Origin of the sequence: Mycobacterium sp. GA-2829 (assembly GCF_001499965.1) — a bacterium.
Classification (GTDB): Bacteria; Actinomycetota; Actinomycetes; order Mycobacteriales; family Mycobacteriaceae; genus Mycobacterium.
Window position 1 is genome coordinate 27,464 of the sequence record NZ_LQIT01000031.1, and the last position, 19,580, is coordinate 47,043.

The 19,580-nt window shown below is 70.3% G+C and carries 21 protein-coding genes; 7 read left to right on the top strand and 14 right to left on the bottom strand.

Annotation, left to right across the window (positions count from 1 at the left end; translation table 11 throughout):
* Position 1 precedes the first annotated feature (1 nt).
* Positions 2-691 carry a cutinase family protein gene (locus AU194_RS18740; protein ID WP_059090755.1) on the bottom strand — a complete coding sequence of 230 codons (690 nt, stop codon included), beginning with the start codon at positions 689-691 and terminating at the stop codon, positions 2-4.
* 105 nt (positions 692-796) lie between these two features.
* Between AU194_RS18740 and AU194_RS18745 the strand changes: the two genes are divergently transcribed.
* A complete protein-coding gene (locus tag AU194_RS18745) occupies positions 797-1,798 on the top strand; it encodes a GTP-binding protein (RefSeq protein WP_059090756.1) in 1,002 nt (333 codons plus the stop codon).
* Here the strand turns inward: AU194_RS18745 and AU194_RS18750 are convergent.
* Together AU194_RS18750 and AU194_RS18755 are read right to left on the bottom strand one after the other, a co-directional pair.
* Entirely contained in the window at positions 1,788-2,315 is a 528-nt protein-coding gene (locus AU194_RS18750) for a hypothetical protein (RefSeq protein ID WP_059090805.1), read from the bottom strand. The two genes, AU194_RS18745 and AU194_RS18750, sit on opposite strands and share 11 nt — an antisense overlap.
* A gap of 65 nt (positions 2,316-2,380) precedes the next feature.
* Entirely contained in the window at positions 2,381-2,989 is a 609-nt protein-coding gene (locus tag AU194_RS18755) for a DUF3159 domain-containing protein (RefSeq protein WP_059090757.1), read from the bottom strand.
* A 48-nt stretch (positions 2,990-3,037) separates the two neighbouring features.
* Between AU194_RS18755 and AU194_RS18760 the strand changes: the two genes are divergently transcribed.
* The 3 genes from AU194_RS18760 to AU194_RS18770 all read left to right on the top strand — a co-directional run bounded on the left by AU194_RS18760 (position 3,038) and on the right by AU194_RS18770 (position 5,091).
* Positions 3,038-3,751, top strand: coding sequence for a TVP38/TMEM64 family protein (locus tag AU194_RS18760; RefSeq protein ID WP_059090758.1), 714 nt, complete (start codon positions 3,038-3,040; stop codon positions 3,749-3,751).
* A 10-nt stretch (positions 3,752-3,761) separates the two neighbouring features.
* Positions 3,762-4,721 carry a DNA polymerase domain-containing protein gene (locus AU194_RS18765; RefSeq protein WP_059090759.1) on the top strand — a complete coding sequence of 320 codons (960 nt, stop codon included), beginning with the start codon at positions 3,762-3,764 and terminating at the stop codon, positions 4,719-4,721.
* 121 nt (positions 4,722-4,842) lie between these two features.
* A complete protein-coding gene (locus AU194_RS18770) occupies positions 4,843-5,091 on the top strand; it encodes a hypothetical protein (RefSeq protein ID WP_059090760.1) in 249 nt (82 codons plus the stop codon).
* A gap of 50 nt (positions 5,092-5,141) precedes the next feature.
* On the opposite strand, the gene AU194_RS18775 is transcribed toward AU194_RS18770, so the two are convergent.
* The 10 genes from AU194_RS18775 to AU194_RS18820 form a co-directional block, all read right to left on the bottom strand.
* Positions 5,142-6,017: an SDR family NAD(P)-dependent oxidoreductase gene (locus AU194_RS18775; RefSeq protein WP_059090761.1), complete on the bottom strand. Its 876-nt coding sequence runs from the start codon at positions 6,015-6,017 to the stop codon at positions 5,142-5,144.
* The gene (locus AU194_RS18780; RefSeq protein ID WP_059090762.1) at positions 6,014-6,856 is read right to left on the bottom strand and encodes an LLM class F420-dependent oxidoreductase; all 843 of its coding nucleotides are present in this window, start codon (positions 6,854-6,856) and stop codon (positions 6,014-6,016) included. The genes AU194_RS18775 and AU194_RS18780 overlap by 4 nt, the downstream gene beginning before the upstream one ends.
* The gene (locus AU194_RS18785) at positions 6,853-7,287 is read right to left on the bottom strand and encodes a nitroreductase family deazaflavin-dependent oxidoreductase (RefSeq protein ID WP_059090763.1); all 435 of its coding nucleotides are present in this window, start codon (positions 7,285-7,287) and stop codon (positions 6,853-6,855) included. The genes AU194_RS18780 and AU194_RS18785 overlap by 4 nt, the downstream gene beginning before the upstream one ends.
* A gap of 28 nt (positions 7,288-7,315) precedes the next feature.
* A complete protein-coding gene (locus AU194_RS18790; RefSeq protein ID WP_059090764.1) occupies positions 7,316-7,909 on the bottom strand; it encodes an HD domain-containing protein in 594 nt (197 codons plus the stop codon).
* Positions 7,910-7,922: 13 nt separating this feature from the next.
* Positions 7,923-8,891, bottom strand: a complete 969-nt coding sequence (locus tag AU194_RS18795; protein ID WP_059090765.1) for an NADP-dependent oxidoreductase — start codon at positions 8,889-8,891, stop codon at positions 7,923-7,925.
* An 11-nt stretch (positions 8,892-8,902) separates the two neighbouring features.
* Positions 8,903-9,373: a nuclear transport factor 2 family protein gene (locus AU194_RS18800; RefSeq protein WP_059090766.1), complete on the bottom strand. Its 471-nt coding sequence runs from the start codon at positions 9,371-9,373 to the stop codon at positions 8,903-8,905.
* 11 nt (positions 9,374-9,384) lie between these two features.
* Positions 9,385-10,206 carry an alpha/beta fold hydrolase gene (locus AU194_RS18805; RefSeq protein ID WP_059090767.1) on the bottom strand — a complete coding sequence of 274 codons (822 nt, stop codon included), beginning with the start codon at positions 10,204-10,206 and terminating at the stop codon, positions 9,385-9,387.
* A gap of 21 nt (positions 10,207-10,227) precedes the next feature.
* Positions 10,228-11,391 carry a cupin domain-containing protein gene (locus AU194_RS18810; protein ID WP_059090768.1) on the bottom strand — a complete coding sequence of 388 codons (1,164 nt, stop codon included), beginning with the start codon at positions 11,389-11,391 and terminating at the stop codon, positions 10,228-10,230.
* A gap of 95 nt (positions 11,392-11,486) precedes the next feature.
* The gene (locus AU194_RS18815; RefSeq protein WP_082698709.1) at positions 11,487-14,207 is read right to left on the bottom strand and encodes an AAA family ATPase; all 2,721 of its coding nucleotides are present in this window, start codon (positions 14,205-14,207) and stop codon (positions 11,487-11,489) included.
* A 67-nt stretch (positions 14,208-14,274) separates the two neighbouring features.
* Positions 14,275-15,114 carry an SDR family oxidoreductase gene (locus AU194_RS18820; protein WP_059090769.1) on the bottom strand — a complete coding sequence of 280 codons (840 nt, stop codon included), beginning with the start codon at positions 15,112-15,114 and terminating at the stop codon, positions 14,275-14,277.
* Between the two features lie 35 nt (positions 15,115-15,149).
* On the opposite strand from AU194_RS18820, the gene AU194_RS18825 reads away from it, so the two are divergent.
* Positions 15,150-15,986: a class I SAM-dependent methyltransferase gene (locus AU194_RS18825; protein ID WP_197417668.1), complete on the top strand. Its 837-nt coding sequence runs from the start codon at positions 15,150-15,152 to the stop codon at positions 15,984-15,986.
* On the opposite strand, the gene AU194_RS18830 is transcribed toward AU194_RS18825, so the two are convergent.
* Complete coding sequence (locus AU194_RS18830; protein WP_059090770.1) at positions 15,962-16,534, bottom strand: TetR/AcrR family transcriptional regulator; 573 nt, start codon at positions 16,532-16,534, stop codon at positions 15,962-15,964. The two genes, AU194_RS18825 and AU194_RS18830, sit on opposite strands and share 25 nt — an antisense overlap.
* Positions 16,535-16,613: 79 nt before the next feature.
* On the opposite strand from AU194_RS18830, the gene AU194_RS18835 reads away from it, so the two are divergent.
* The gene (locus AU194_RS18835) at positions 16,614-18,167 is read left to right on the top strand and encodes a CdaR family transcriptional regulator (protein WP_059090771.1); all 1,554 of its coding nucleotides are present in this window, start codon (positions 16,614-16,616) and stop codon (positions 18,165-18,167) included.
* Between the two features lie 86 nt (positions 18,168-18,253).
* Complete coding sequence (locus tag AU194_RS18840; protein ID WP_059090772.1) at positions 18,254-19,507, top strand: FAD-binding oxidoreductase; 1,254 nt, start codon at positions 18,254-18,256, stop codon at positions 19,505-19,507.
* Positions 19,508-19,580: the final 73 nt, after the last annotated feature.

The following is a 19,580-nucleotide window of genomic DNA, read 5'->3' on the forward strand; positions in this document are numbered from 1 at the left end:
GTCACAGGTGCGTGGCGGCGAATCCGGCCCCCTGCTGCACCATGCCGTTGAACGGATACGAGCCGTGCGCGCCCGCGCTGCCGCCGGGTCCACACACCGGATCACCCGCCGCGCACAGTTCGATCGTCCTGGCGGCGTACAGCGGTCCGGTCACCACCGGCGGCATCTGGTACTTGCTCAGATACGCGCCGTTCGGCTTGCCGAGCAGCACCACGGCCGCCACGTTGTCGGCGACGTCGGGCGCGAGCAGCGGCGGCATCGGCGCCGGCGTCGCGCCCTGGGGCACCGCGTCACCGGTGACGAATCCGGACACCATCGCGCCCTGGGAGAACCCGCCCAGCACCAGCCGGGTGTTCGGGCAGATCACCGACATCACCTGCACCCGGTTCGTGGCGTCCCGGATACCGTCGACCACGGTGCGCGGGAAGTTCGGGTTCGCGAAATCGTTGCTGGCCGGATAGTTCACCCCGTACACCCCGAGCGTGCGCCACCCGATCTGGGAGCGCAGCGCGTCCACGAACGCCTGCCCCGTCCCGCCGACCCCCGGCGCCTCGGCGGTGCCGCGCGCGAAGATCACCTCCACATCCGGACACGGTTGCGCCGACGCGGCGGGCACCCGCCCACCCAGCACCAGCACCAGCGTCGCCGCCGTCAGCGCCGCTCCCGCGGCCAGCCGACGCAAAGCCTTCATCCCACCCCCACAGTCGCACCATCCCCGACCCGACGCCGATGCTAGCCGCGGCACCGACCGTCGCGGGCCGACTTAGACTCGGCGGTCGTCGACGAAAGGAATCGCGTGGCGGCAATCCCTGTCATCGCGTTGACCGGCTACCTGGGTGCCGGTAAGACCAGCCTGCTCAACCACGTCCTGCGGGCGCCCGACGCCCGGGTCGGGGTGGTGATCAACGACTTCGGCGACCTCAACGTCGACGCCGCACTGGTCACGGGGCAGGTCGACGAACCGGCGTCCATCGCCGGTGGCTGCATCTGCTGTCTGCCCGACGAGGGTGGCCTGGACGCGGCGCTGGAGAAGCTCGCCGATCCGAAGCTGGGGCTCGACGCGATCATCGTGGAGGCCAGCGGGCTCGCCGACCCCGTCGCGGTGTCGCGGATCATCCGGTTCAGCGGGGTGGACCGGGTGCGGCCCGGCGGCGTCGTCGACGTCATCGACGCCGCCCGCCATTTCGAGACCGTCGACCGCGGCGGTGCCCCGCCCGCCCGCTACGCGGCGGCCTCCCTGGTGGTGGTCAACAAGCTCGACCAGCTGCCCGACCGCGACGCCGCCCTCGCGCGGATCGAGACCCGGGTGCGGGAACGCCACCCCGAGGCGCACATCGTCGGCGCCGTCGGCGGCCGGGTCGATCCGGCCCTGCTCTACGACGTCGCCGACGCCGACGACGCCACCGGGCAGCTGTCCTTCCGCGAACTGCTCATCGACAGCGACGCCCACCATCACGTGCACGCAGCGTCGGTGACCGCCACCAGCAGCGGAGGTGTCGACCCCGCGGCGCTGTTCGACCTGCTCGAGGCGCCGCCGGCGGGGGTGTACCGGCTCAAGGGCACCGTCGCCGTCCGCTACCGGGAGAAGACCCGCCACTACGTCGTCAACGTGGTCGGGCCGTCGGTGCACGTCGCGCCCGGATCGCCCGGACCGCTGAACACGCTGGTGGCGATCGGAACCGGATTCGACGTCGACGCGGTCCGCGCCCGAGTGGAGGCGGCGCTGCGGCCGTGCGAGGGGCCGGTGCCGACGGCGGGGCTGCGGCGCCTGCAGCGCTACCGGCGGCTCAGCGTTTAGCCCCGCTTCCGCCGACCTCGGCGGGCAGCGGCGGGCCGAGCGGCTTCGTCGGAGTCGGAGTGGCGGGGGCAGGCCCGGCGCCGGGTGACGACGGGGTGGCGGACGCGGCCGGGCCGTGGAAGTCCAGCATCGTCTCGGTGCGGACGACGTCGTCGCCGATGCTGATGGTCAGCGCCTCGGCGGTGACGGTGTAGGTGGCCGGACCGTTCTCGGCGACGTACTCCCCGTCCCCTGCCGCCGTCGCCGAGGTGATCAGCTTGGCGCCGTCACGCACCCGCACGCCGCGGTACTCGTAGGTGCCGTCGGTGGATTTGCAGACCGCGATGCGCGAGCTGTCGGTGCTGCCGAACGCAACCGCGGTGCTCGGGGACGCGCAGCGCGCGGTCGAGTCGACGTAGCCCTGCGCGTCGGAGGCGAGTGCGGGGGCGGCCGCGCCGGGCGGCGCGCCCAACAGCGCAACCCCCGTGACGGCGACGGCGGCCAGAGGCCAACGGATGGAACAGCCGAATCCAGACATCACCGTCCACTCGACCACGGCCCGCGCTCCGGGGCGAGCGCTGACACCGAGAGTCCACGGGATCGTTAGGTGCCCGAGACCCGCAGCGCCCGGGTGGCGGCGCGCACCGCGAGATAGAGCACCGTCGTCGTCACCACGAACACGGGCCAGCCCATCGCGATCCGCGCCACCGCCAGCAACGCCTCCCGGTCGCTGTCGTAGAGGTGGTACTGCACTCCGAATCGCGTCCAGGACACCGCGGCCATCATCAGCGTCGCGCCGTCGAAGATGCGCCGCACCCGGCGGACACGACGCCAGGAGCCGTCGCGACCCGTGAACCACGCCCACACCACCCCGACGGCGGGCCGACGCACCGCCACCGACAGCGTGAACAGCACGGCCAGCGCGAGGTACATCCAGATGCCGGGGAGGTAGAAGTCCTTGCTGCGCCCGGTGATCCACGCGACGCCCGCGCACAGCGCCACCGTGGCGAACCCGAGCACCGCGGGGCGGGTGGAGTCACCGCGGACGAGACCCCACACCAGCACGACGGTCGCCGCGGCCAGCGCCGCCACGACGGCGGGCACCAGACCGAACAGCGCCGAGGTGGGTGCGAACGCCGCGACCGGCAGCGCGGTGGACACCAGCCCGCGGACACCGCCCGCGCGGGCTAGGAGATTCTGCCCGCTGAGCATGGGCCGAGGGTACCGGCGCGGCGGCGCTGCGGGAGGATCACGCTCGACATGACCGAACCCGACGGCGCACCGGAGACCTCCCGGCGGCGTCACATCGTGCGCCTGGCCGTGTTCGCGGCGCTGGTCTTCGGCCTGTTCTACCTCGTGGCCGTCGAGCGGGTCATCGACGTCGAGGCCGTCCGGGCGGCGGTGGCCTCCACCGGGCCCGCCGCACCGCTGGCGTACGTGGTGGTCTCGGCGACCCTCGGCGCGCTGTTCGTGCCGGGACCGCTGCTGGCCGGAACCAGCGGCTTCCTGTTCGGGCCGGTGCTCGGCACCTTCGTGACGCTGGGCGCGACGGTCGGCACCGCGGTCGTGGCGGGGCTGGTGGGCCGGCGGGCCGGGCGGGACAGCGCCCGCGCCCTGTTGGGCACCGACCGTGCCGCGGCGCTCGACGCGCAGATCGAGCGGCTGGGGCTGTGGGCGGTCGTCGGGCAGCGGTTCGTGCCCGGCATCTCCGACGCGCTGGCGTCGTACGCGTTCGGCGCGTTCGGGGTACCGCTGTGGCAGTTGGCGGCCGGGGCGTTCATCGGGTCGGTACCGCGTGCGTTCGTCTACACCGCACTCGGCGCCTCGATCGGCGAGCTGAGCTCACCGCTGGCATATACCGCGATCGGGGTCTGGGTGGTCACCGCGATCGCGGGCGCCTTCGTCGCCCACCGCGGCTACCGCGGATGGCGGCAACGCCACCGGAAACCGCCACCTGCCGAGGAAGACGCCTAGAGTCGGTCGGGTGAGCGCCGGGGAGAGCCGCGCCGGGGTGGACCTGACCAACCTGGACCAACCGCTGAGCCCCGATGCCGACGCCACCAAACGCGACCTCGTCGACTACCTGGACGCGGTGGCCGACCGGATCCTGCCGGGACTGGCGGGCCGCCCGCTCACCGTGCTGCGGGTGCTGCGCGGGCAGGCACCGTTCATGCAGAAGAACGCGCCGAAGTACACCCCGGACTGGGTGAAGACGGTGTCGATCTGGGCGGAGAGCTCGCACCGGGAAGTCAGGTACCCGCTGTGCGACGACCGGCGCACCCTGCTGTGGCTGGCCAATCAGCGCGCCGTCGAATACCACCCGACCCTCGGCCTCGCCGAGAACATCTACCGGCCCACCCATCTGGTCCTCGACCTCGACCCACCGGCCGGGGCCGGTTTCGCCGCGGTGGTCGACGTCGCGCACCTGGTGCGGCAGGCGCTCACCGACAGCGGGTTGGCGGGCGCGGTGAAGACCAGCGGCGCCAAGGGTTTACACGTGTTCGTGCCCGTCGACGCTCATGCCCCGGTCGAGGACGTCGCGGCCGCGACGCGGGCGCTCGCGGCCCGCGCCGAGGCCCTCGACCCGACGCTGGCCACCACGGCGTTCATCGTCGAGGACCGCGGCGGCAAGGTGTTCGTCGATTCGACCCGGGCGGGCGGCGCGACGGTCGCCGCGGTCTACAGTCCGCGGCTGCGCCCGGGTACGCCGGTGTCATTCCCCCTCGACTGGTCCGAACTGTCCTCGATCACGCCGGGCGATTTCACCGTCCACACTGCGCTGGACGCGCTCGGCGACCGTGATCCGTGGGCCGATGCGATGCCCGCCCCGCAGCGACTGCCCGACGACCTGATCGAGCACGGGCGCACGATCCCCGTCGCGCGGGTGGCCGCGATGCACGAGGGCAAGCGCCGCGCGAAGGCGCGCCGCACCCGTGGTGAGTGACCCACGTCGCTTCAGAGCATGGAAAGTGCCATGCGACAACCGTTTCCTGCCATTGGAATTAAATGGCTGAGCTGCGGGTTTACCAGATCGGAACACCAAGATCTCGGAAAGAAGCACAAAGATGAACAAGCTCGGATTCGCCACCATCGCCGCCAGTGGACTCGCCACCGCCTTCCTCGGACTGGCTGTCCCCGCGCAGGCCGCCCCGGCCGGACCCGGTAACGCCGAGAACGCCATCGCGCAGCTCGACGACCGCGGCTACGCCGTGCGCGTCAACCACCAGGGCATGGTCAAGCCGCTCGACCAGTCCAGCATCGTCTCGGTCCGCTACGACAACGACGACCGCGTCGTCTACGTCACCGTCCGCTGACACGAACTCCGCACGAGGGGCACCCGGAACGGGTGCCCCTCGTGCTGTGTTCACGCGTCCGGCGGGAAGGGCACGGGGTAGGGCTCGCCGTAGTCGGCCGAACGCCCGACCGACGCCCACTTCTGATCCAGGGCGAGCAGGTCCCGATCCTGACGCAGCGACCCCTCGACCGCGTTCACACCCAACGGCAGGTGGTACGGAATGTCGTTGCGCCGCACCATCTGCACGAGGATGTCGGCGGCCCGGACGGGGTCACCCGCGGTGATCGCCGCGCTCTTGCGCACGGTGCTCATCGCCCCGACCGTATCGGCGTACTCCGGCGGGATGTCGTCGACGGTCATCGAGGCCCCCGCCCAGTCGGTGGCGAAGCCGCTCGGCTCGACCACCAACACTTTGATCCCGAAGCCCGCGGTCTCGGTCTGCAGCACGCGGGAGAACCCGTCGATCGCGAACTTGGCCGCCTGATAGGACCCGATCCCGGGTGATCCGCCGACGCGGCCACCCATCGACGAGAACTGCACCAGCACGCCACCGCCCTGCTCCCGAAGGATCGGGATGACGGCTTTCGACACGTGGTAGACACCCCAGAAGTTGGTCTCGAACTGGGTGCGGAAGTCGGACTCGGACCCGGTCTCGATCGGTGCGACGTTGGCGTAGCCGGCGTTGTTCACCACGACGTCGATGCGGCCGAACCGCTCACGCGCCATGGCGACCGCCGCGTCGACGGCCGCGGTGTCGGTGACGTCCAGCGGCACCGGCAGTATCCGCTCGCCGTGCACCTTCACGAGGTCGGCGAGGCTTTCGGGGCGGCGTGCGGTCGCCACGACCGTGTCGCCTGCGGCCAGCGCCGCCTCGACCAGGGCACGTCCGAACCCGCGCGAGGATCCCGTGATGAACCACACCCGGATTGCGTTGTCGCCGTTCATAGTCCGGACTCCCGGAGCGCCTCCGCCAGCGGTTCGAGCACCCCGACATCCAGCGGCGGACGCAGGTAGATGATCGCCAGGTCCAGGCCTTCGCGACTGAATCCGGCCACTTCGTCCAGCAGCTTGGGGAAGTCGCGCTCGGCGTTGAGCCAGATGTGCGCCGACAGCGTGATCTCCCTCGGATCGCGACCGATGTCCGCACAGTGCGCCGCCAGCACATCTCGTTTGCGGGCGAATTCCGCCGGGGTGCCGAGTACGAAGTTCCAGTGGTCGGCGTAGCGGGCGGTGATCCGCAGTGTGCGTTTCTCACCGCTGCCGCCCATGCAGATCGGGGGGTGCGGGCGTTGCGGGCCCTTCGGTTCGTTGCGCGCCTGCTGGAGGCGGTAGTACTGGCCGTCGAAGTCGGTGGTGTCCTTGCTCAGCAGGCTGACCAATACCTCGCACGCTTCTTCGAAGCGATCCAACCGCTGCTTGACGGTTCCGAGTTCGATTCCGTACGCGCCGGATTCGAGCTCGTTCCAGCCGGCGCCGATCCCGAGCTCGAGGCGTCCGCCGGAGATGATGTCCAGCGCAGACGCCATGTTCGCGAGCACCGCGGGATGCCGGTAGTGGATTCCGGTGACCAGGGTGCCCAGTCGGAGCCGTGAGGTGGCCTGGGCCAAGGCGGTGAGCGTCGTCCACCCATCCAAACAGGGCCCCGCGGGATCGCCCTCGATCGGATAGAAGTGATCGAAGGTCCAGCCGGATTCGAAGATGTCGATGTCGTCGGCGGCGCGCCACAGCGCCAGCATGTCCGCCCAGGTGGTGTTCTGCGGCGACGTCTTGAAGGCGAATCTCATGCGTCGGCCGCCGATCGGATCAACTCCACCACCGGGATCGAACGCTTCGAGACGCGTTGATACTCCGCGAATTGCGGATGCAATGCGCTCTGCTTCGCGTAGATCTCGTCGCGTTCGGCGCCGGTCAGCACCCGGGCGGTGGCCGGGAACGTCTCGGTGCCGAGTTCGACGATGACGGCGGGGTGTGCGAGGAGGTTGCGGTACCAGTCCGGGTGGCTGTCCGAACCGCCCTTGCTGGCGAAGACGAAGATCCGTCCGTCGTCGACGAGGGTGGCGAGCGGGGAGATCCGCTCGACACCGGACTTCGCCCCGATGTGGTGCAGGAGCAGCAAGGGGGTGCCGGCGAACATCCCACCCGCCGTTCCCCCGTTGGCGCGGAACTCCGCGATGACGGCGCGGTTCATCTCCGCGAAATCCATTGTCTCGGTCATGTTCTCTCCTTGATCGGATGCGTCCCGTTCAGAACGCGGGGTTGACGCCGGGTCGTCCGGGTCGGTGCTCGCGGATGAGGTCGGCGACCCACGACGGCGCCGCCGCCTTGTGCGGCCGGGCCAGCGCCTGGTCGATCACCGATGTCTGCAGCACCTCCTCCAGATTCGAACGTGGGTAGCGCAGTTCCGCATCCCCGATCGATCGGGCGAACTCGGCCCGCAGCGCGGTTGGACCGAATTCGATCTGCACTCCCCTGCGCAGGTAGTGCGGGATCACCCCGCGCCGTTCGGGTATGCCCGGTGTGGTGTGCAGTGCGATCGCCTCCCAGATCGGGTCGACGGCTCCGGCGTCCCAGCCGCGCGCCACCAGGAACGTGGCCGCGGCGTCGGCGCCTTCTATTTCGAAGCGCGCTGCGCCGTTGTACTGCTCCGCCGTACCCGCGTCGTGGAAAAGCGCTGCGAGGCAGAGCGACTGCTCGTCGAGTTCGGCGACTCCGTCGCGACGCGCCGCCGCACGGCCGAGCAGGTAGGTGCGGACGCTGTGCCGGTACACCTCGGGATGGAGCACCGCGCGCATGTGCGCCTCCGCCTCACCGACGACGGCGCCTGCGGGAATTGGCATGGCGATGCGTCTTTCAGTCGAAGGTCAGGACGAGGCGGCCCCGGACGCCACCGGCCTCCAGCGCGCGGTGGGCGTCGGCCGCCTCGGCGGCGGGGTAGGTCCGCGCCACCCGCAGAAGCAGTTGGCCCTTCTCGGCGAGCACCCGGAGTTCGTCGAGCTTGTCGAAGGCGTGGGCGTAATCCGGAACCCACACCTGCCGAGCGGTGACACCGCGCCCGTAGTCGATCGGTGTGAAGACGCCGTTGTGCGGCACAGGTATCAGCGCGACCCGCCCGCCGTCGCGCACCGCGCTCGCGATCTCCTCGCCTCTGCGCACCGTGTCGACCGCCGCATCGACTCCGTCGGGCCACCACTGTCGGATTCGTTCTCCCACACCGTCTCCGCGGGCGACGATCTGGTCGGCACCGAGGTTCGCGACGAGCGTCTCGTCGGCGGCCGCGGCGTCGGCGATCACGCGCAACCCGTCGACCTTGGCGAGTTGGATGACGTAGCCGCCGACCGCGCCTGCCGAACCCGTGACGGCGATGGTCGCACCGGTGGCGAGGTTCAGGACATCCAGGGCGCGTCGCGCGGTGAGCGCACTCATCGGTAACGTGGCGGCCTCGGCGAAGGTGGCGCCCGCGGGTATGCGGGTCACCTGGTCGGGTTCGACCACGAGATATTCGGCGTAGGCACCGCCGGTCGGCTCGATGGGCATCACGATGGCCATCACCCGATCCCCCACTCGCAGATCGGTGTCGGCGTCGGCGCCGATCTCGACGACCACGCCGGCGGCCTCCATGCCCGGGATATACGGGCGAGTCAACGGCCCTGCCTCCAGGACCTCGTCGAGTTCTCCGGTGCGCAGCACCACGTCACCCGGGTTGACCGTCGCGGCGTGGACGCGGATGCGAATCTGCCCGGGACCGGTCGTGGGCCGGGAAACCTCGACGAGCTCGAGCACCTCGGGACCGCCGTAGCGAGTGACGCCAACGGCCCGCATCGTCGGCCGCGTCACAGTCCCAGCTCGCTGAGTCCGGGATGGTCCTGCGGGCGCGGCTCGCTGCGGTCCCAACCGAACAGGCGGTCGGTGGCGCTGATCGGGACGTCGTTGATGCTGGCGTGCCGGACCGCCATCAGTCCGTCGGCGTCGAATTCCCAGTTCTCGTTGCCGTAGGCGCGGTACCACTGCCCTGTCTGGTCGTGGTATTCGTAGGCGAACCGCACGGCGATGCGCTCGTCCCCGAAGGCCCAGATCTCCTTGATGAGCCGGTATTCGAGTTCGCGTGCCCACTTGTCGGTGAGGAATTCGACGATCTGCTCACGGCCACGCAGGAACGTCGACCGGTTGCGCCATCGGCTGTCGGCGGTGTAGCCCAGCGCGACGCGCTGCGGATCGCGAGTGTTCCAGAGATTCTCGCCCGCACGAACTTTCGCGATCGCGGTGTCGCGGGTGAAGGGCGGCGTCAGTGCCGATGCGGTCATGTGTGGTCCTTTCACGACTTCACGAATGCGAGCAGATCGGCGTTGATCGTGTCCGCGTGGGTGGTCGGCATACCGTGCGGATAGCCCCGGTACGTCTTGAGGATTCCGTTCTTCAGCAGCGCAGCGGTCTTGGGGCCAGACGCCGCATAGGGCACCACTTGATCGTCCTCGCTGTGCATCACCAGCACCGGCACAGTGATCTTCCCGAGATCGTCGGTGAAGTCGGTCTGGGACCATGCGGTGATCTCGTCGTAGTGGGCCTTGGCGCCGCCCATCATGCCTTGGCGCCACCAATTCTCGATGTTCGCTTCTGAGGTCTCGGCGCCCGCGACGTTGTAGCCGTAGAAGGGGCCGGCGGGGATCGCGCGGAAGAACTCCGAGCGATTCGCCGCCAACTGCGCCTGCAGGTCGTCGAACACCGCCTTCGGCAGGCCCTCGGGGTTGGCGTCGGTCCTGACCATGAGCGGGGGCACCGCGCTGATCAGCGCTGCCTTGGCGACCCGCTCTTCACCGTGGCGTGCCAGATAGCGCACCACTTCCCCACCGCCACAGGAGTGCCCGACGTGGATGGCATCGTGGAGATCGAGGTGTTCGACGACCGCGGCGAGATCGTCGGCGTAGTGGTCCATGTCGTGACCGTCGGCGACCTGACTCGAGCGGCCGTGCCCGCGCCGGTCATGTGCGATGACGCGGTATCCATGCTGCAGGAAGAACAGCAGCTGGGCGTCCCAGTCGTCGGCGGACAGCGGCCAACCGTGGCTGAACACGATCGGTTGCCCGTGCCCCCAGTCCTTGAAGTAGATGTCGACGCCGTCGTCGGTGGTGACGATCATTGCGGTCCTCTCATGGTGTGGTCAGCGGCCGGGCATCAGCAGCGGTTTGCGCTTGCGCATCGCCGCGATGGCCACGGAGTCGAGGTTGAGCGTGGCGGCCACCACCTGCGGTGGGGTCAGAGCCAGCCACTGGTTGAGTGAGACGTCGACGAACCGGTCGCTGCGGAACAGTTCGAGCATCCGGACGGGTTCGTCACCGACGTTCTCGAAGTAGTGGCCCATCCCGAACGGCACGTAACCGACGTCGCCGGGGTAGTAGTCGAACGTTCTGGCCTTACCGCTCGATCCGAACACCGTCATGCGGGCATGCCCGGATATCCAGTACTGCCATTCGTCATTGTTGGTGTGCCAGTGCATCTCTCGCACGGCGCCGGGCGCAAGCTCCACCCAGGCAGCGGAGATCGTCGACGCGGCGGGGAAGTTCTTCGAATCGGTGATGCGGACGCTGCCGCCGGGAAGTTCGATCGGATCCTGGGCCAGCATCCGGTGGGTCATCCGTTCGGCGGTGCCGTTCGGGGAGCGCACGGCTTCGATGTCGGCGACCAGTGCGCCGGGCACCTCACCGTTGAAGATGTACCGGTCGTGTTCGATGTCGCCCGCGGCGGGGATGTTCTCGAACGCCGACTCGGGCACGCCGAAGTTCTTCGCGAGCGCGTGCCTGGGGGTGTGCGCGAACCAATCGGTGACGAGGAACGTCTCGTTCTCCGAGAAGTTGCCGTCGTCGAACACCAGCAGGAACTCGCAGTCGTCCAGCGCCTGGATGGAGTGCGGATAGCCCGCCCGGAAGTTCCACAGGTCACCGGGGCCGACGTCGTCGATGTAGTTGCGCCCGTGCGGGTCGATGGCGGCGATGCGGGCGTGACCGGCGAGCATGAACGCCCACTCCGCCTCTCGGTGCCAGTGCAGTTCGCGGTAGGCGCCGGCCTTGAGTCGCATGTTCACCCCGGCCAGCGTCGTCGCGACGGGCAGATCCCTGACCGTCACCTCACGCGCCCAGCCGCCGGGCAGCAGCCGGTTGTGGGCGGCGGCGAAGGAGAACTTCAGATTGGGCATGCTGCCGGAGTCCGTTGGCGGTGCGCCGGGGTTCTGGGCGGCGATCGCGATGTTGTCGGGGCCCAGGACGGTTGCGCCGTCCGCGCCATCGATCGTTGGCACCATGCTCTGATCTGGCCGTAGGTCGGTCATGTCGGTCCTCCCGGGCTCTCACTGAGAAACGAGCATTCCGTCCCGCGTATTGCGCGCGTATCCGCCGGCCGACAGTCCGATACGCCAGTCGTGGCTCAGGGCAGTACGCGGTCGAGCTGGCCGCGCGAGGTGATGCCCAACTTCGTGAAGACCTTGCCGAGGTGGTACTGCACAGTGCGGGCACTGATGAAGAGCCGTGCACCGATCTCGGCGTTCGAGAGCCCGTCCCTGGCCAGGCGCGCCACTTGGGCCTCCTGCGCAGTGAGTTGCTGCTCGGCCGCCGGCGTATCGGCCCTGCGCGGGCTGTCGCCGACGGCGTTCAGTTCGCGCCTCGCACGCTCGGCGAAGGCACCCATGCCCATGTCGGTGAACATCTGGTGGGCAGTGCGCAGTTCTGCGCGGGCTTCGCCGCGACGGCGCTCGCGGCGTAACCACTCGCCGTACACCAGGTGCGCGCGTGCCAGTTCGGCGCGCACCCGGGTCCGGCTCAGGTGGTCGATCGCTTCGCGGTAGGAGCGGTCGGCCGCATCACCTTCGCTGACAAGGGCACGCGACCGTGCGGCCACTCCCAGCGCCCAGGATGTTCCACTCGCGGCCGCCATCCGCTCGAGCCGGGTAAGGGCATGTCCGGCGAGATCGTCTGCGCCCGTCCGTGTCGCCGCCTCGACGAGTTCGGGCAGCGACCAGTGCGACGCCCCCAACTCCGGAGGGAAGTCGGCCGCCTGTCGTGCCGCGGCCAGCGCGCTGCGGTAGTTCCCGCCACCGTTGTGCAGGACCGCCTCCGCCCACCGCGCTACCGTCAGGCCGTTGCCTTCTCCACGGGCCGTCACCTCCGCCACCGTGGCCGCGATCAGGGCTGTCGCCTGATCCCGATGGCCCCCCATGGCGGCGACTCCGAGCTCGGCGTAGGGCGCGAGACTGCTCCCGGTTGCATCCATCGCGGCGTGCAGTTCGTCGACCACCGAGGCGGCGCCGGCCAGGTCACCGAAGAACACCAGCGCGATGGCGCGCGCACTGAGTGCCAGCGGGACGTCACTGAGCGCGCCTGCGGCGCGGGCCGCGTCGATGTGGCGGGCCGACAACGCCTCCAAACAGGCGTCGTCCCAACTGAAGTGGGCCGCCGTGCCGGCGAGGAATATCCACCGGAAGTATTCGTCCGCGGCCGTGTCGGTGGTGAAGGCAGCCAACGCCCGCCGCATCAGCGGCGCCCCCGCGACGTAGCCGTGGCTGAACTGCGTGACAAGCCAGTCGAGTAGCAGATCCGGCGGGGTGGGCTCACCCGGCGGGCCCGGTCCGGACTCCACCGTTCGGGCGATCTCGACGACGTCGGCGCCGACAGCCAACCGCCCGACGAACATGGCCGCCGTCATCGCCTCGAGATATGTCGTTCGGGCAAGCGCGACGTCGATGAGTGCAAGCTTCTCGGCGGCCTTCAACAGCAGCGGCGGAGCCTCACTACCGCGACTGGTCACGAACGCGATCTGGCCCCGCGCCAAGTCGGCCCTGGCCTGTTGCAGATCGGTGAGCGGCCCACCCTCTGCCATGGCCAGCAGGTCCAGCGCCGCGTCGAACGCCCCCGCCTCGATCTTGGCCGATGCCGCCGCCAGCGCGCGATCGGCGCGCTGCGCCGGGGTCACCGACAGCATCGCCGCCCGTTCCAGGAACGCCGCCGCCGCGCCGACACCGCCGCGGGCCTGCGCGCGCGCCGCCGATCGTTCGAGGTCGGCGGCGACGATGTCGTCGGGCCCGGTCGCGGCGTGCGCCCGGTGCCAGGCCCGCCGGTCCGGGTCGGTCTCGGCGTCCGTCGCCGTCGCGAGGGCGTGATGTGCCTCGCGTCGCTGTGCGAGCGACGCGGAGTGGTAGGCCGCCGACCGCACCAGGGGATGGCGGAACCGCACGCGACTGGTGAACGTCGCCAACTCGGCTTCGACGACAGGCACCGCGGCGTCGGTGCCGATGCCCAATTCGCCTGCCGCACGCCACATCAGCGCGACATCGCCGGTGGGCTCCGCCGCGGCGACCACCAGCAATCGCTTGGTGTCCTCGGGCAACGTGTCGATCCGGGCCCGGAAGGTGGCCTCCACGTCACCCGGCAGCCGGACCGCCTCGGGCAGTCCGAATCCGCCTGCGAGCTCGTCGGCGGTCAGTGCGCGGGGCAGCTCCAGCAGCGCCAGCGGATTGCCGTGGGTCTCGGCGATGATCTGGTCACGCACTCGCGCGTCGATCGGCGCGGTCAACGCCGTCTCCAGCAGCACCCGGGCATCGGTGCCGCGCAGGCCGCTGACCACGAGAGCGGGCAACCCGGCCAGCGCCTCGGTGGGTACCCGCGCGGCGAACACCAGCCCGACCGATTCGGCCACCAGGCGGCGCGCGACGAACGCCAGCACCTGTGCCGATGCCCGGTCCAGCCACTGCTCGTCGTCGACGAGGCACAGCAGCGGCCGCTCCTCGGCCGCGTACGAGAGCAGGTTCAGCACGGCGAGGCCGACGAGGAAGCGGTCCGGCGTGGGTCCGGTCGTCACCCCGAGTGTCGTGCTCAGCGCGAGCCGTTGGGGTTCGGGCAGCCGGCCCTGCAGCTCCATCAGGGGTGCGCACAGCTGATGCAGCCCGGCGAAGGCCAGTTCCATCTCGGCCTGCACGCCCGCCGCCCGCACGACCCGGCAGGACGTCGCCGTCGCCGCGAGGTGGTCGAGCAGAGCGGTCTTGCCGACACCCGCGTCGCCGCGGATCACCAGCGCGCGGCTCTCCCCTGCGTTCAGGGCCGCGACGAGCCCGTCGAGCATCGCGATCTCCGCGCGACGCCCGATCAGATCCACCGTGCCACCGCCCGCTGCACGGACCTGACGGTATACCCCCTACCGCCGCTCCGCCCAGGTCAAGTGATCAATTCTGCGCCGCGGCCACCCTCGCGCGTTCCCGCATCGAGGCGACCACACCGCCGTCGTTGAGGATGTCGGTTCCGGTGAGGTACCCGGCGCGCGCGCTCGCGCAGAACGCCAGCAGTTCGCCCATCTCCTCCGGTCTCCCCCACCGCGGCACCGCGGCGTCGGCGACCATCGCGCCCGCCCCCGCCTGTTCCTCGAGCCGGCCCATCTCGGTGTCGATCGACCCCGGCGACACCGAGAGGATGCGCAGCCCGCGGCCGTTGAACCGCTCGGCCTGCGCACTGCTGTACCACTTCACGAAGTTCTTGCTCAGCGCGTACGCGATCCCGGACCGCATCTCCTCGGGGGCGATCTCGCAGGCGCTCAACATGTCGGCGAGGAATCCGTCCGCGTCGGACAGGGCGCGCGGGAACGTCGCGGTGGGGATGATCTCCTCGGGCAGCAGATGCCCCGCCATCGACGCCACGTTGACGATCGCGGCACCGTCGGGCGCCGTCTCGAAGAAGGTCTCGTTGACGTTGAGCGTGCCGATCGCGTTGGTCCGCATGACGTATTCGGCGTCGCCCATGCTCGGGCTCACCCCGGCGGCGTGGATCACCGACACGATGGGGCCGAGTTCCGACGCGGTCTCGAACAGCGCGGTCACCGCATCGCGATCGGTGACGTCGCAGTGCACCGCAGTCGGGGTGATCCCCTCGTCCTGCAGCGTCGCGACGGCGGTGTCCAGCCGCTCCTTGCGGACGTCGCACAGCACCACCGTGTGGTCCCTGCCGACGATCCTCGCCGTCGCCACACCCATACCGCCGGCCCCGCCGGTGATCACCGAGATAGCACCCATACTCGGACCGTATACACATCGGTACGTTGGTACCGGTGAACGACGCGAACAATGCCAAAGTGGACGCCACCCTGAGCGGCGTCTCGGAGACCGCGCTGCTGACCCTCAATGGCCGCGCCCACCAGGCCCGCCACCCCCAGGCGATCATCGACGATCCGATGGCCATCCGGCTCGTCGACGCGATCGACTTCGATTTCGCCAAGTTCGGCCGCCGCAAGGGTCAGGAGATGGCCCTGCGGTCGCTGGCGTTCGACCGGGCGGCGCTGCAGTACCTCGTCGCGCATCCGTCCGCCACCGTCGTCGCACTCGCCGAAGGTCTGCAGACCAGCTTCTGGCGCCTCACCAGCGCCCGACCCGATCTCGACATCCTTTGGCTGACCGTTGATTTCGAACCGGTCATCGCCCTGCGCGAACAACTGCTACCCCACGACGAGCGGATCACCAACCTCGCCCAGTCCGCGCTGGACTTCTCGTGGATGGACCGCGTCGACACCAGCAACGGGGTGTTCATCACCGCCGAGGGCCTGCTGATGTACCTGCAGCCCCACGAGTCGATGCGGCTGATCACCGAGTGCGCCAAGCGGTTCCCGGGTGGGCAGATGGTGTTCGACCTGCCGCCGGTGCTGGTGAAGAAGTTCGCGCCCAACGGTCTGAAATCGGGTCCGAACTACCGTGTCCCGCCGATGCCGTTCAGCCTCAGTGCATCTGCGCTGGCCGACCTGGCGATCACGGTGCCCGGTATCCGCGCCGTCCACGACCTGCCGATGCCCCGAGGCCGCGGGGTGATGTTCGAGAAGGTCTTCCCCGCGTTCTGGCGGTTCAAGCCGACCAGGAACTACCGCGGTGCCTACACCCTGCTCGAATTCGGTTGACCCACCGCCTCGGTGAGCAGTTCGGCGATGCGGGCGTGCAGCTGCTCGGTGTCGTCCTCGACCGCGACGGTGGACAGGAACAGCGCCGCACCCGCCGCCATGGCCAGAGCTGCGCGGGCGTCGCGTTCGGCCTCGGGCCCTGCCCCGAACAGCGCCACCGCCGGACCGCTGAACTCGGTCCACAGCCTGCGCCGCATCGCGTCGTTGTCGGCCATCGCCAGCAGCAGCCCGGGCACCGCGGCCCGGACCTCGGCGCGCGCGAACAGTTCCCGGCTGCCGCGGACCACCCAGTCGATCCAGCCGCGCCGGTCGGTGCCCGCGAACGGCGCCAGGTCCGGTGCGGCGCCGAGGATCGCGTGGAACACCAGCTCGGATTTCGACGGCCACCGGCGGTTGATGCTCGACCGGCTCACCCCGGAGCGGATTGCGATCTGCCGCATGCTCAGGTCGTCCCAGCCGCTCTCGACCAGCAGCTGCCGGGTCACCGCGAGCACGCGCTCGTCGATCGAACTGTCCCTGGGCCTGCCCTGCGCCCTTCCGTCGTCCACAGCGCAATTCAACCGCGCCCACCCCGGCCGGGGGGTGTGCGCACTAGGCTGAGCACGTCGTCAGACGTGGGGAGCGATCGTGGTCACCTTGGACCGGCTCGTCAATGTGCTCGGCGGTTACGGCGTCAAGCTCAAGGGCAACGCGAAACCGCGGTCCACCGAGCTGCGGACCGTGGTCATGCGGGAGGACCGCGAGATCATCGGCGATGTCCTGCTCGCGATCGGCGCCGATTCGGTCGCCACCGCGCTGGAGTGGGCGCGGGCGGCCAGGGCCGCGGTGGTGCTGGTGCGCGGCGACGACGGCGCGCGCGACCCCGGCACGAGCGGTGCCGACGAAGCCGCGGTGCTGGTCGTGGACCCGGATGTGTCGTGGAGTGAACTGGCCGCGGTGGTGTTCGGGTTGGTGCTCGAGGGCCGCGAGACCGAATCCGGGCGTGGCCCGACCGATCTGTTCGCGCTCGCCGACAGCCTCGCCGACGCGATCGGCGGTGCGGTGTCGATCGAGGATCGGCACTGGCGGGTGCTGGCCTATTCGCGGATGCAGCAGTACACCGACGACGCCCGCGTCGAGACGATACTGGGCCGTCAGGCGTCCGACCGGCTGCGTGCGCTGTTCACCGAACGCGGGGTGGCCCGACACCTCGCCGCCTCCGACGAGCCGATGTTCGTCGCCCCCGCCCCCGCCGAGGGGCTGGCCGGGCGGATGGTGATCGCCGCGCGCGCAGGCCGGGAGCTGCTGGGCTCGATCTGGGTGGCGTGCGCCGAGGAGCTGCGCGGCGATCAGCTGCGGGCGCTGGCCGACGGCGCCCGCATGGTCGCCCTGCACCTGCTGCGGTCGCGGGCGAGCGCCGATCTGGAACGGCAGGTGGAGTCCGATCTGGTGATCGGGCTGCTCGACGGCACCGTCGACGCCCCGACCGTGGTCAGCAAGCTGGCGCTGCCACCGTCGGGGTTGCGGGTGATCGCGCTGCGCGCCCGTATCGGCGACGACCGCCACGCGGCGCTGCTGCTCGCGTTCGAACGCGCCACCACCGGGTTCGGCTGGTCACGGCCGGGACGCAGCACCCTGTCGGACACCACTGTCTACACCGTGCTGCCGAGCGAACCCGCGCACATCGCGCGGCACTGGGTGGACGGTCTGCGGTCGGCGCTGCCGGAGCAGGCCGAGGTCGTGGCCGGGATCAGCAGCACCGCAACGGTTCTCGAACTCCCGACGGCGCGGGACGAGGCCGACGAATGCCTGGCCCTGCACGAGATGCAGGGCGGTGTCGGGGAGGCGCCCGCCTACGACGAGTCCTGGGACGACATCGTGCTGCGGCGGTTGCGGATCGCCGCCCGCGTCGGCCGCACCCCGCAACGCGGTCCGGTCGCCGACCTGCGCCGCCACGACGCCCTGCACGCCACCCGGTACGTGGACACACTGCGGGCGTGGCTGGCCGCCCAGGGCGATCTGCACGAGGCCGCCGAACGCCTCGGCGTCCACGAAAACACGGTGCGCTACCGGTTGCGCAAGATGGCCGAGGCGACCGACCTCGACCTGACCGACGCCCGCAAGCGGCTGGCCATGACCGTCGAACTCGCCGCCACCGACGATGACGGTTTCACGTTGTCGGAGCCCGACAAAACTTCCTGAACCGATTGTCCTCCCAGGTCAATCGTCGGACGCACACTTCTCGCCATCATCGGTGGGGACAGTGTTGTCCGCGATGGAGGTACGTGATGTTCGGCGATGACGGTTTCGACGGCGGCCCGCGGTCGGTGATCGTGGTCGGCGCCGGCATCGTCGGTCTGTCGACCGCGTGGTTCCTGCAGGAACGCGGCGTCGAGGTGACGGTGGTGGACCGCAGCGGGGTCGCGGCGGGCGCGTCGTGGGGTAACGCCGGCTGGGTGTCGCCCGCGCTGACGATCCCGCTCAACGAGCCGTCGGTGCTCGGCTACGGGTTGCGGTCGCTGGCCGATCCGGCCGCACCGCTGCACATCCCGGCGCGCGTCGACGTCGGGCTGTGGAAGTTCCTCACCCGCTTCGCGGCGAACTGCCGTCGCTCGTCGTGGGAACGCGCGGTCTCGGCCAACGTGCCCTTCAACGCCGAGGCCCTCGAGGCGTACGACGTGCTCACCGCCAACGGCGTGGACGCCCCGACCACCGACGGTCCGATCACCGCGCTGTTCACCGACGAGCGGCACGCCGCGCACCTGATCGACGAGTTGCGCGGACTCAGCGCCGCCGGACAGCAGGTGCACCACCGCACGCTCACCGGCGACGAGCTCGCGGCGCAGGTGCCGCTGGCCGCGCCGGCAGTGACGGTGGGCATCAGCGTCGAGGAGCAGCGGTTCGTCGACCCCGGCCGGTTCACCCACGCCCTGGCCCGCGCTGTCACCGAACGTGGCGCGACGATCAGCGAGGTCGACGTCGTCGACGTGCTGCCGCACCGGCGCGGGGTGCGGATCTACCCACTCAACGGGGCGCCGCTGACCGCCGATGCGGCGGTGATCGCCACGGGCGCCTGGCTGTCCGGGCTGGCCGACCGCTGGGTCCGCACGCCGGTGCGCGCCGGCCGGGGGTACTCGTTCACGGTGCCGGTCGACCGTCCGGTGCCGGGGCCGGTGTACCTGCCGGAGGTGCGCGTGGCGTGCACGCCGTACCGGGGTGCGCTGCGGGTCGCGGGGACGATGGAGTTCCGCGGTCCCGACGAACCCGCCATCCCGGCCCGCATCGAGGCGATCGTCGGTTCGACCGCCCCGCTGCTCGACGGGGTGCGGTGGGAGCGCCGTACCGACGAGTGGGTGGGTCCGCGGCCGGTCACTCCCGACGGCAGGCCGTTGATCGGGGCCGTCGACCGCGGTGTGTACATCGCGGGCGGTCACGGCATGTGGGGGCTGGCGCACGGCCCGGTCACGGGTCGCCTGCTGGCCGAACAGATCACCACCGGTAAACAACCCGAGGCGTTGCGCGCGGTCGACCCGCTGCGCTGAGGAGAACTTGCATCCAGTCGTCAGGGGCGGCGCGTAGACCCGCCCCTGACGACAGTCTTCGCTTTTCAATCCA